Origin of the sequence: Paenibacillus sp. FSL M8-0212 (assembly GCF_038004645.1) — a bacterium.
Taxonomy (GTDB): domain Bacteria; phylum Bacillota; class Bacilli; order Paenibacillales; family Paenibacillaceae; genus Paenibacillus.
On sequence record NZ_JBBORP010000001.1, the window covers coordinates 6,415,298 to 6,427,845 of the forward strand.

8 protein-coding genes and 1 riboswitch are annotated in these 12,548 nt (G+C 46.4%); all 8 genes read right to left on the minus strand.

Annotated elements, in window-relative coordinates:
* Nucleotides 1-142 precede the first annotated feature (142 nt).
* Nucleotides 143-1,165, minus strand: coding sequence for an SDR family oxidoreductase (locus MKX68_RS27915; RefSeq protein WP_340915037.1), 1,023 nt, complete (start codon nucleotides 1,163-1,165; stop codon nucleotides 143-145).
* A 97-nt stretch (nucleotides 1,166-1,262) separates the two neighbouring features.
* Complete coding sequence (locus tag MKX68_RS27920; RefSeq protein WP_165980157.1) at nucleotides 1,263-1,688, minus strand: cupredoxin domain-containing protein; 426 nt, start codon at nucleotides 1,686-1,688, stop codon at nucleotides 1,263-1,265.
* A 394-nt stretch (nucleotides 1,689-2,082) separates the two neighbouring features.
* Nucleotides 2,083-3,036, minus strand: coding sequence for an EamA family transporter (locus MKX68_RS27925; RefSeq protein WP_340016927.1), 954 nt, complete (start codon nucleotides 3,034-3,036; stop codon nucleotides 2,083-2,085).
* Nucleotides 3,037-3,143: 107 nt separating this feature from the next.
* Nucleotides 3,144-3,254, minus strand: a riboswitch (purine riboswitch).
* 147 nt (nucleotides 3,255-3,401) lie between these two features.
* Nucleotides 3,402-5,621, minus strand: a complete 2,220-nt coding sequence (locus tag MKX68_RS27930) for a DEAD/DEAH box helicase (RefSeq protein ID WP_340915041.1) — start codon at nucleotides 5,619-5,621, stop codon at nucleotides 3,402-3,404.
* On the minus strand, nucleotides 5,618-6,961 hold the full coding sequence (locus MKX68_RS27935) for an ATP-binding protein (protein ID WP_340915043.1): 1,344 nt from the start codon (nucleotides 6,959-6,961) through the stop codon (nucleotides 5,618-5,620). The genes MKX68_RS27930 and MKX68_RS27935 overlap by 4 nt, the downstream gene beginning before the upstream one ends.
* 6 nt (nucleotides 6,962-6,967) lie before the next feature.
* Nucleotides 6,968-8,545 (minus strand): TerB N-terminal domain-containing protein, encoded by a 1,578-nt coding sequence (locus tag MKX68_RS27940; RefSeq protein WP_340915045.1) that lies wholly within the window; start codon nucleotides 8,543-8,545, stop codon nucleotides 6,968-6,970.
* A 209-nt stretch (nucleotides 8,546-8,754) separates the two neighbouring features.
* Nucleotides 8,755-11,295 (minus strand): diguanylate cyclase domain-containing protein, encoded by a 2,541-nt coding sequence (locus MKX68_RS27945; protein ID WP_340915047.1) that lies wholly within the window; start codon nucleotides 11,293-11,295, stop codon nucleotides 8,755-8,757.
* A gap of 319 nt (nucleotides 11,296-11,614) precedes the next feature.
* Nucleotides 11,615-12,217, minus strand: a complete 603-nt coding sequence (locus tag MKX68_RS27950) for a biliverdin-producing heme oxygenase (RefSeq protein ID WP_340915049.1) — start codon at nucleotides 12,215-12,217, stop codon at nucleotides 11,615-11,617.
* Between the last annotated feature and the right edge of the window lie 331 nt (nucleotides 12,218-12,548).

Consider the following 12,548-nt stretch of genomic DNA (forward strand, 5'->3'; position numbering starts at 1 on the left):
TTTTGGCACACAAAAAAGGGAGGCACCCCAACAAAGGAACGATGTCCTAAGTTGGGGTGCCTCCCCTAACAAGTGTCATTTTTTCTTGATTATAACGATTAAGCGCATGAATGTAAACACTTGATCATGAACGCCTTACTTCTCATTTCTCATCTCTGATCTTTAATAACGCTTCGTCCAGTGCGCCAACGACCTTGTCACACCATACATCAAATTCCGGATCTTCGGTCTGTAATTCAGGATGGGCCAGTATGTGCTCAATCGTACTTCGAATACCCTGATCAGCTCTTGTCGTTGCTACAAATTCCGGAACAAGCCGCTTCAGCTTACTGTTGTCAAACACAACGGTATTGGCTTTGTCACCCAGCAATCCGCCGCGAAGATCCTGATCACTGCATGCTGCCAAGAACTCAGAGGGTACATGTACTGCATGAAGCTTAACACCTAACACGCCAGCTATAATCTCATGAATCTGATTCCAGGTGACAGATTCGTCCGAGGTGATATGTACCGATTCACCAATGGCATGGATATTACCCATAAGCCCGATAAACCCTTTGGCAAAATCAGTATTGTGCGTAATGGTCCACAGTGAGGTGCCATCTCCATGGATGATAACGGGTTTGCCTTCACGTATACGCTTGAGAACCTGCCAGCTGCCTTGAGCACCATGAACACCGAGAGGTACCGATTTGTGGCCATACGTATGGCTCGGACGCACAATGGTCACCGGGAATCCGTGCTCACGATATTGTTTCATCAGATAGTCTTCACAGGCAATCTTATTGCGAGAATACTCCCAGTATGGATTTGATAAAGGCGTACCTTCCGTGATCCGGTAATCAGCCAGAGGAGTCTGATACGCTGATGCTGAACTTATAAATATAAACTGCTTTGTTTTATCCTTGAACAAACGGTAATCTCTCTCCAGTTGAGACGGTACAAAAGCGATAAAATCTGCCACAACATCAAATTCCAGATCAGCTATCAGTTCCGCTACACGTGGCTCGTCATTAATATCCGCTTGAAGTACGTTGACTTCCTTAGGTAAGTCACGGTTATGATTGCCTCGATTAATCAGATACAGTTCACAGCCTTGCTGTGCAAGCATCTCCGTAATGGCCGTACTAATGGTGCCTGTCCCTCCAATAAATAGCGCTTTCATTTTTGCCACCTCCTGATCGATTTTACCCACTTTCTCATGATATCACGCACCAAAAAAAGGAGCAAAGCTCGGTGACCCGAAACCATGCTCCTTCTGCTTATACGACCTTAATCGTTGCGTATATCATATACATACCGCAGTGAATCTCGTATTCTCCCTTGGGCAGATCTTTGTCGACCGTATAATAATTGGGTCCCTTTTGCATGTATAGATCCATGCCAAGCTTTTGTGAGCCGACTGATTTGACATGTGTCACCGACCGGGTCAGAATAAAGTTGATTTTGGTCGGCACGCCAGCTTTCACCTCGATAACGTCTGGTCCAAAACCATCGTTACTTACGTCCACATCAATGACTTCATATCCCTTCAAATCCTCCGCTGTCTCAGCTTGTGCAGTTACAGCACTTCCTGATCCGGGGGATAAGTCTTTACCCATAAAATAAACCAAAAATGATCCAAGCAGTACAACAACGGTCAGGCCCAGCGTTAACCAAGGCCATGTTTTTCCAAACCAGCTTTTCATATAAACACTCCTCATTCGATGTCCCATCAATATTCAATCAACAGACGGATGTATTCTTTAAGCATACCTGATTCGCATGACAATGAAAATGACCCCTCTGGGCTATTGCGGTTGAGCCATATAAATTGAACTAGTGAATATTTACACTGGACACTCCGATGACAGAACAACCTTCCGATCGCTGTTATCCCCAGATTTTTTGATTTCCTTTTCAAAGGGTAAAATCCGGGAATAAAGGCGCACGCTTCGCTTCCTCAGGTTATTTCTGTCCTCTCCGTTTCGTGTAAATGTTTAGTTGAATTTATCTAGAATATTTCATTAAAAAAAGCCTGATTTCTCAGGCTTTACTACGGTTATTCCCGTTCATGCTTCCTAATATCCCTTTTCGTATAACTCAGGAATAGATCGGTGTGCTTCGACTTCGTCTCATGCGTAATTTATACAACTCTGGCAGGGCTACACCAATGAGCACAATGATAACTCCGAACCATTGCAATCCGCTGACATGCTCATGGAGCACGATTGAGGATAACAGTACCGCAATTGGAAGCTCAACTGCACCCAGAATTCCGGCCATGTCACCACCAATATGCGGAACGCCGATAGCGAACAGTACTGGTGGAATAAAAGCCCCGAAGAATCCAAGCAGCAATCCAAATACAAGCAACTGGCTCCAGATCAATCCATTAAAGAGGAATGTCGGCGGGAACAAAATGCACAGGAGGATCAATCCGCCTGTAACCATCCACGCACTGCGGAAGGCTGGATGCGCTGAAGGAACCGCTTTACCGCTGAACAAGACAAACAGGGAATAACTTACGGCTGCCATTAGTCCAAGAGCAATACCCAGACCGTTGAACTCACCCAATCCTTGTTCCAGGAAACCCGCTGCCAGCAAGGTACCACCAAACAGAATGATCAACGTCAGGAACGTGACTTTGTCTGGACGTTGACGTTTGCTAATCGCCTGAATCAATACGCTAATCCATGTGAACTGGAACAACAGGATAATAGCAAGTGAAGCAGGGATATAACGCAAAGACTGATAATACACGAGTCCTGTAATTACCGTTGGTGTTCCGGCAGCCATCAATAACAGACGTTGTTTCCACGTCAACCGTTTGAATACCTGTGCCACGGCTCCTGATGCTTTGCCATTTGCCTGTGACTTGCGTTTGGTTCTAAATCTTGTGTATAGCGCCAGCATCCAGGATAGAAGAAAACCCGTGATCAACTGTGTTCCCACAACCTCACCAAGTTTATATCCTTCGCCGTACGCCAAAACCACAATCGTGGATAATATGCCATAGCTCATCGCTCCCGCGAGAACGGACAGATAATATTTCATTTGTGAATAAACCTCCTGATGATAAGAAAAATACGCCCGCATGTTGGTTCATGCCAAGGTCACAGACACCATCTAAATGCAAAAAATCCTAACTACGAGCAAGGAATACATTGATTCCTTGGCATCGTAGTTAGGAAGTATAGGCTTCCCGTAGAGACCCTCGCCCTGTGTACACTTTCGGCCTGCGAGGTTATACGAAATGATATATGCAATTTGATGTAATTCGTGTGTGACGACTTTTCATATATTACATGGGAGGTGAGATGGTGTCAACCCTATTCCATATAAAAAGTTGAACTAAATTATTACACCGAGTCGCTTCAATTGCTGTACCATTCTTCACACACTATAATTACGCAAAAACGTCATGTTCGATTGGAGCCTGAAGAGTCCCACTCCAATGTTTGCTGTAAACCTGCCTTCAATCCATCCAGATCCAGCCCATCCACGGCAAAAGCCTCACGGATCAAAGGCGGCGCGACAAATTCATCATACTTGCCCAGATAAGGCGCTTCATCTTCAGCCAGTAACGCAGATGCGTCTTCGGCCGTTCGACACTCACTCATGATCTCGGCTAACAATGTTCGTTCGTCGACCTTGCCGGACACTACAAAATAATATGGCTCCATGGGCACAACCGAACGCAAGGCAAGTTTCTTGGACAGATTATGCTTCATCAGGCGCTCCAATGTACGGAATGATTTACTTCCTACCCAAGGAAGAACATACATCGAATCTCCCCCTGCCGGAATGACAACCTGCTTCAACAGTCCGCTTTCACGAGCTAGGCGGCGCGCCCGTTCAAGTCGATTGACGGCTTGTGGTGACAGGTAAGGATAGATCACTGAGTCAGACAACACTTCACGCATTTTCTGCACTACCGACGTATGAATATCTCCTCCCGCTCCAAGCCATAACGTATCTACTTTACCTTTTGCAGACTTTACATACACAGCCTTGTGCTTATGATCGACCTCTTCCACTTTCCACAGTTTGCCTGCGAGCGAGAAGCAATAGCCAGGTGGGGGCACAGTTGTAATCGAACCAATTTCTTCGGAACCGTTCAGCACTTTATGTTCCTCATCGTCCTTAAACACCGCGTAGAAGCGATAATTATTCACGATTTTTTCACCTGTCAGACCGATAATCAATGTTCGATCCTCTGTCCATTGCAGGTGATCTGTCTCAATGAGGTAATTCAGGAAAACCTGATATTGATCAGGTCTTATCAACGCAAAGGGAGCCAGCGAAAGGATGGCATCTGCAAGATCTCTCGGCTCCGCCTCCCCCATACTTTTCAACATGCTCATCGTCTGATGGTAGAGCACACCTATGGGTATTTTGCGGGCTTCAAGCGGCTCGACCCACTTGGTTTTTACATATAGTTCAATAACAGCAATCGCACGCATCAAAGTCCACGGCATACGCGCTGGCAATTGCGCTTCCTCGTCCTCTTCCTCCGGACATACAAAAAGCATCTCTGATGCCATGTCCTCTCGTCTCCCTGATCGTCCCAGACGCTGTACAAAGCTGGACGCACTATACGGTGCACCGAGCTGAACCACACGTTCCAGTTCGCCCAGATCGATGCCCAGTTCAAGCGTGACCGTTGCCGCAGCAACCGCGGGCCCCGACCCGGTGCGCAGGGCAGCTTCTGTTTCCTCCCTCAGCATGGCGGAGATACTTCCATGATGCACATGGAACACATCACGTTCCTGTCTGCGAGCCGCGACCCGCCGCATCTCAAGAATGGTGACTTCTGCATCGGTACGGCTGTTGGTGAAGATCAGCGCTTTTTTACGATGTGTGCTCTCATAGATGAAGTCGTAGTAGGCTTTGCGTGCGTTATGAAGCTGCTCCGCTTGCTCCTCGTCCTGTGCATCTGGAAAGGAGAAATGTTCCACCCGCAGTCGCAGCTTGCGGCCACCCGGTGAAGAGACCACATCCACCCCCTGCTGCGTTCCGGCAGCAAGCCAAGATGTAGCCGCATCATAGTCACTAAGTGTAGCGGACAAGCCCACTCTTCGCGGTGTACAGCCAGCCATACGCTCGATTCTGGCAAGTTCGCTGAGTACTTGAATTCCCCGATCCGCTCCCATGAAAGCATGCACCTCATCGATGATGACATATCGCAAGTCATGAAACAGCGCCGGGATTGCATTAGGTCGATTCATGAGCAGACCTTCCAGCGATTCTGGCGTTATCTGAAGCACACCGGAAGGATTTTTCATCAGTTTTGTTTTCTCCGCCTGAGGCACATCCCCGTGCCAATGCCAAACCGGAATATTCCCTTCGGATAACAGATCCTTAAGACGTTCGAATTGGTCGTTAATCAGGGCTTTCAAAGGTCCAATGTACAAAATGCCAACCGATTTTGAAGGCCGTTCATACAGCTCGGTCAATGCAGGAAAAAAAGCCGCCTCCGTTTTGCCGGAGGCTGTGCCTGCCGCAATCAGCATATGATGCGGAGTATGAAAACAGATATTGCAGGCCTCAATCTGAGCAGGCCGAAGCGATTCCCATCTTTTTTTATATATAAATTCCTGAACGAATGGTGCCAATCGATAGAACGGATTCTCACTCATAATTCAAACTCCGCCAGAAAGTCGTCCAACCCATCCGTATTTGCGGAAGCATCTGACCCTTTATCCGTTTCCTGAGGTTTGGCAGCCCGCTCGCCAAGTAATTGAGTATATGTCACTTTGGGATTCTGGTGGAGTGTATGCAGTACATCCATAAAGTCGCGTACCACTTCACGCGTGGTGAGCAATTCATCCGCACCCAGTCGGTTCACCGCCGTTTGCATAAAATCAACCAATTGTTCATCCGTCAGACTCGCGCTGTATCCAAAATGCAGGGCATGAATCTGCCGCAGCTTCTGGAGCAGTATCAGAATCTCTTCATGCGATAACATCGCCAGCTTCAGGATCGGGCCTGTATAATTCGCGTACGCTTTGGTTGCATAACGACCATCAATAAGCCTGGAGCGAAGCGCTTCATAGCTGTATAGTCCGCGCCGTTCATCCTCCACAAATTGCGGCGTACCGCCCACAAATATGCCCAGGTGCTCCGCCTTGCCCTGCATCGTATCATTAAACATCGTCAACAATTTCTCATAGTTGCTTTGACGGGAGACGCTGTTTGTAATTTTGTACAGATTTACCGCTTCGTCAATGAACAACAGCAATCCTTTGTAACCAATGCGCGCTGTGAATTCAGACCACAATTTGAAATAGTCATACCAGTTGTCATCGTCAATGATAACACCAACAGCCAGTTCTTTTTTTGCTTCCGTTTTGGTTGCAAATTCTCCTCGAAGCCAGCGAAGCGCCGCCTGTTTGCGATCATCATCAGCGAGCTTGTACCCATTCCAGTAAGAAGCCAGTACTTTGGCAAAATCAAAGCCGTGGACCAGATTCTGCATCTCTCCTGTCACCGCGTAGATCTGCTTCTCTACCTCAAGCGGCAGAGCGGGATCATCCGGGCGCAGGTTCTGACTCTGCATCGTGGATTGTTGCAGTCCTGCGATCCATTTTTGCAAAATTGGCTCCACCGCTCCCCCATCCGGGCGTGTGCGTGTAGACAGACGAGTCATCAGTTCGCGATATGTCGCAAGTCCCTGCCCTTTGGTTCCCACCAATCGTCGCTCAGGTGACAGATCCGCATCTGCCACAACGAAATCACGGTCCATTGCATAGTTACGAATCATCTGCAAAAGAAAGCTTTTACCGCTACCGTAACGGCCGGTAATGAGTTTAAACGCAGCGCCACCCTCCGCAATATTGTCCATATCCCGCAAGATGGCTTCCACTTCCGGTTTCCGACCAACAGCAATCTGCTCCAGTCCTATGCGCGGGACAACACCCGCCGTTAATGAATTTACAAGTGCGGTGGTCAGCCGCTTTGGTATTTTAAGTTCTGTCACTGCCTATCACCTCTTCACATGTTCGAACACATCTATATAATCAGGAACAATCCGATCACCATCAATCAGAAGATCACCGATCGTTTCCATAGCTACATCATTAATTTCATCCAGTAGAAGCGTAGGCATCGTTCCATATTGCTCAGCCAGACGCATCAGCTCCGTATCAGGATTTGCACCAAGTAGAACATGAATCGTTTGCACCTGCTGAGGGGAGAGTTCCTGGGCAAAGAGCAGCCATTCTTCATCCAAATCAGCCTCTGCCCCCACGTCCCATTGCAGCCCAATTGATTCTGCTGACACTCCTGTTGCATTCTCTACTGCGGATGGCTCCGACTCCATGGAACCTTCAGTTGGAGTGATCTCATTCCCTGCTTCCAGTACATCGAATGGATTACTTGTAACATTTGCGTTGTTATCCTCTTCATCCTTCACTTCAGAAGGGTGCTCAGCCTCAATTGTAAGCGCCAATCGCACGTACTCACTTTCCTGCTGTAACGATGCCAGTTTCTCTGAATCAATCCGAATCATCGGTTGTTCCACAGACTCCGCCTGTTCGATCGCATATGTTTTGTCCAGGTAACGTTCAATCAGATTTGCAAGTTCGGGTTCAAGAGTCTGTCCTCGCAATCGGCCTCTGAATCCGAGCAGTTCACGAAGTTTATTTTCAGTACATCGATAGATTCGCGTGACCATCTGCACAAATTCAGCCTGTTCACCTATGGGCATATATCTGAACGATACCGATCTTCCATAGATCGAATCATCATAGACTGCTTTGCGAAACAGTATACGCTCCACCGTGCGTTCATCGTTAGGATCACACTCAGGCAACAGTCCAACTAGTCGCGTACGTTCCAGGTACGAATCAACCAAGGCCATGACCCGCGGGATGTACTGCTCCATCACTTCTTTGCCGCCATCTCTATAAAATTTACTGAGTGTAATATCGTAATCATAGTATCTTTGCAGCATATTCAGCGAGATATCCGATACCTTATCCTGTAAAATACGTTGCAGTTCCCTATCCAGCATCTCTGCTGGCAGGTATCCGCCCGAAAGGCCCATGACCTCGGATAATGACATCTCCATCTGATGGACCAGCACATAATCGACCATCCATTCTTGCATATATATATTTAATTGAGGCAGCCGTTCACGGTAGTTCACCCATAGCTGCTTCAATTGATCATAACCATCCTGAGGATTCTGCCAGCCAATGCCGTTAATTAACTCGTAGATATGAACAAATAGATAGGACAGATCGGTATCCGGGTATCTCCCCTGACGTACTTCCTTCCTCCAAAACATAAACCACTTGCGCTGGGCTTCATTCATCACGCCATACGTTGGCCAGTAACTCATAAAGGGAACCCACGGGGATACATCCCCCTCCATCTCTGCCCACTGCTTTGCTTCCTCTACAAAACGTTTCTCTGAGGACAATATGCCTCCACGATGCTGCATCGGTTCATGTGCAGACTGCACAATGGTTGAGCGATCAGGAACCGGAACTGCTGCTGTTTCAGGTTCTTCACTCAGATCTATCTCCATAAATTCCAATTGTCTTGAGTTGTCTTTCATAGAACGTTATCTCACCCTCCTCCAAGACAGAATACGAACAAGTGTATCCATAGGGATCATTATATCACTTGTCCTGTGTCTGCGGTGACGAAATTTAGACATTCTTGGACACAAAAAAGAAGGCATTTCTGCCCTCTTTTCATCATGTCAATTTAACTTTTTTCAAATAATGATTGTATCGTTTCAAATCGAACGTTGCACAGGCGTAATCACACGACAATTGCGCGATTTTTGCCTTCACTTTTCGCTTGAGCCAGCGCTCGACTCGCTTTTTCGATCAGATCGGATGCATTGGAATGCTCATCTGGCACCATTACTGCACCACCGACACTAACTGTGACGATTCCACTCGGACCGGATGATTCCCTTTGAATCTGGAGAGCCAGCACGTGCTGTCTAATCTCTTCAGCAAGTTCTCCTGCATAATCAGACGTTGTGCTCTTCAATTTTAACATGAATGTGCCTCCACGAAGACGAGAGATCAAGGCATGATGCTGTTCGCTAACCACCGTAAGCACCTCACCGATCCATTGCAGACACAGGTCGCCTCCTTGAAGGCCATATGCAGCATTATACGAACGGAAATCATCAATATCTATAATGAGCAGTCCCAGACTACATTTTTCCTGTAAACAGTCATCCCAGTCAGCCTGAAGCTGTGACTTGAACACCGTCTGAATTGGCATATCCGTTAACGGATCTGTCGTCAGATAGTTCTGAAGCTGGCTCGTCGTTTCAGTGTAATTGTCCTGTTCATGGTGGGACGCGCCGCTGTGCAACAGAACCATCACAGAAGGTTTACCCGCGTGCGTAACAGAAGCAAGTGTAATTTCAAGCAACAATGAGGTACCTGCTGCTGTGGTGAAATAGGACTGGCTGGTAATCAAACTTGTGTTATTGTGCTTTAATTCCTCAAAATTCTGTTGTAACGTCACTCTCGTTTGCTCTGGTACAAACGCCCTGAAGTCCTTGCCCATCAGGTTTTTGGAACTCTCGAACCCGAGCAGCTCGGCAGCCTTCGTATTACAGTAGATAATCTGACCGTCAGTCAAAGTAAAGAATGCTACGGGCGAGTAATCCATTAACTGCAAATAACGCTGTTCATTTTGTCGCAAAATACGAGCATTTTGCAGCGCCTGTTCTTCAGCCTGAACCAACTGGTTTTCTGTCTGCCGACGTACAATGGTTTTGAGTAAAGGTAACACGCTCAGCTCTTTGGATGTCCATGGATACGAAGTTGATTTTACAACCTCACGCCACTTTTCGAATGATTTACGAGGGGACAGACGCATGCCATCATCCGTCTTGAGCACCGCTTTGGCTGGGTCACCCGCCCAATCGACAACCTGGACGACCTCAGGTCGGAACCAGAGCATGTAGTTATGCTGTCCAGGCGAAATGGCAACATAAATAACCCCGGAAGCCTTATCCTGATAAGCTTTGGATGTTTCATACTCTGAACTCAGTTTCGACGTGTAATAACTATAATCCTCGGACTTTCCTGCAAGCCAACCTGCCAGTTCACGAATCTGTCCGCTGTTTGGCGTTTCACCATACAACAACAGCTTGTCCTGGTAACAGATCGCTGCTCCGGCAGCATCCATCAGGTTTAACACTGTCTCTTCTTCTCCCTGTAATTCCTCTAGAACTCGGGCAGGACTTGTATTTCCAATAAAAATGTTGGCAATTCGTGAAGCGGCTTCACGTGATTGAATCTCTGCTTGATAATCATCGAGTTGCTGACGCTGGAACAATTCATTCGAGAAGAATGCCCCCAGAAAATTGCACAGATTCCGTACGCGATGGGGTACATATCTGGCCGAATAATGATGGCATGTGATGAGTCCCCACAGTTGATTGTTATGAATGAGAGAGATCGTTACAGTCGCACCTACACCCATATTATGCAAATATTCGATATGAAGAGGAGATACGCTACGAAGGACCGAAAGACTCAAATTTAGCGGTTTGCCTGTGAGCGGTTGTAGCATAGGGACAATCTCGACGGGTTTATAATTCACATTCACAATGGTTCGCAGCCAATTGCGAAGATACAATTCCCGAGCCTGTTTTGGAATATCCGAAGCCGGATAGTGGTGTCCAAGGAATGGTTCGAGTTCTTGTTCACGCGCTTCAGCAATTACTTTACCATTCCATTGCTCGTCAAACTCATAAATCATGACTCGGTCATAACCGAGCATTTCCTTCACCTGTTCAGCCGCAATCTGACTTGCTTCCACGCGACTATCTGTACTTTTGATCCGACCAAAAAAACGGGATATCCACTCAAAGTCGGTAGTCTCCATGTCCTCTTTTTCATAAAAAGGCTCAATCTCCAGAATAAGCAGCCCTTCACTTTCATGAAGAACAGAGGAGAAAACCCGGTCTTCACCGGACACCTTAATGGTCAGATCCATGTAATGCAAATCAGAGGTTACATCTGCATTGAAGCTGCTACCCAAAAGTTTGATTACTTCTTCCTCGCCAATCAGATTTTCCAAAGGCATGCCCAGAACGTCGTCATAGGCAATACCCAGATGATCCTCCGTATTTTGGCTACACTGAACAATGGTTGGCGTATGACTGGTATTGATGGCCAAAAGAACACCATGTGGTTGAATAAAGCCGGGGATATGAATGGGTTCTTTATCACAGTTATTCAGATCTATCGGATCATTTGTGTATGTTCCCTGATGAAGCAATGTGCGGTTCAACAAATTTTGTTCTTTCTTGGATTTCGGTTCGGCCATGGCCAGGAAAATCCCCTCTCATGATGTTTATAAGTTGAACTAATGATTATTTACATTGCACTACGATGACAGAATAACCTTCCAATCGCTGTTATCCCCAGATTTTATCGATTCCCTTTTCTAAAGGGAAAAATCCGGTTATAAGCGTATGCTTCCGATGTAGCTTTCTTTCAGAAAGCTTTTAGGCGCACGCTTCGCTTTTTCAGGTTTTTTCTGTCCTCTCCGTTAGGTGTAAATGTATAAGTTCAACTTATATAGATACCTTTTAATATATGAAAAAAGTCTGCCCTACAGGCGTTCGGGGTGGTGAACCGGCATGTTACTTGTCCTTGTCCGTATTAATCCACTGATCCAGCAGGCGGAACGTCTCCGATGCACTGTGTACCATGTTGTCATGATCTTCTGGCGTGCTGATGGACTGCTGTAGCAACCCCGTAAACTCGCTCCATCTTGTTCTTGTCTCTGAGCCGTAGGCATTGAAATATTCCAATCCACGATCCGCTTCAATGGGCAGGAACTGCGACAAACGTTTGGTCATGATCTGTCCACCGTTCGTGGACCCCTCAATTACATACAGATATCCGAACAAACGGGCAGGTGTTGAAATATCCGGCAGTTCTTTACAGAGCGGAAGTTGAGTAATCTCTTCTTCACTGGCACCCAGATTTCGTAAATCTTTTTCCAAGAGTCCAGCCTTGCCTCTAATCTCAATATCCAGTCCCGTACTTTCCCAGAAAGGCTGCTGTACAGCCTGATCCTCTAGCGGTTTCAGGAATCCATAAAATTTCTCTAAATATGTTCTATATTCTTCTATAGTCACAGTTTGATTCATAATGGCTTTTGCATAAGGGTTCTGTTCTACTTGTCTGTGGTAATGAGCTGTCTCGCTCTTCAGACGTTCCATAATAGTTGTTGCTGTCATCGTAGTTATCCCCTTTCACAATCTGTTCTGTTGTTGCATATGAGTGCTTATCCTCAATCGAATCTCAGTATATATTGAAATAGAAACCGTGTTTGTTGCAAACAGCTCCATTTAATGCAAAAAAGACTCTATGTAAGTATACTTATTCTTGTTTGAGAAAACTATATGAATCCAACATCTGTACATAGTTAACACTTTTCTTGGTTGTTATCTTAACTGACTGTAATCTGTATGTTTTAGTATTAACCGAAAACCATAAAACTGACCCCTATAATCTGGAAGGCAGTAGATTTCAGATGTCAACATGGTACACTATTTTTATATCCTATTA

Coding starts and splice junctions, on each gene's coding strand:
- MKX68_RS27930 (WP_340915041.1), bottom strand. CDS start 5,621: ATGAGTGAGAATCCGTTCTATCGATTGGCACCATTCGTTCAGGAATTT.
- MKX68_RS27925 (WP_340016927.1), bottom strand. CDS start 3,036: ATGAAATATTATCTGTCCGTTCTCGCGGGAGCGATGAGCTATGGCATA.
- MKX68_RS27915 (WP_340915037.1), bottom strand. CDS start 1,165: ATGAAAGCGCTATTTATTGGAGGGACAGGCACCATTAGTACGGCCATT.
- MKX68_RS27950 (WP_340915049.1), bottom strand. CDS start 12,217: ATGACAGCAACAACTATTATGGAACGTCTGAAGAGCGAGACAGCTCAT.
- MKX68_RS27945 (WP_340915047.1), bottom strand. CDS start 11,295: ATGGCCGAACCGAAATCCAAGAAAGAACAAAATTTGTTGAACCGCACA.
- MKX68_RS27940 (WP_340915045.1), bottom strand. CDS start 8,545: ATGAAAGACAACTCAAGACAATTGGAATTTATGGAGATAGATCTGAGT.
- MKX68_RS27920 (WP_165980157.1), bottom strand. CDS start 1,688: ATGAAAAGCTGGTTTGGAAAAACATGGCCTTGGTTAACGCTGGGCCTG.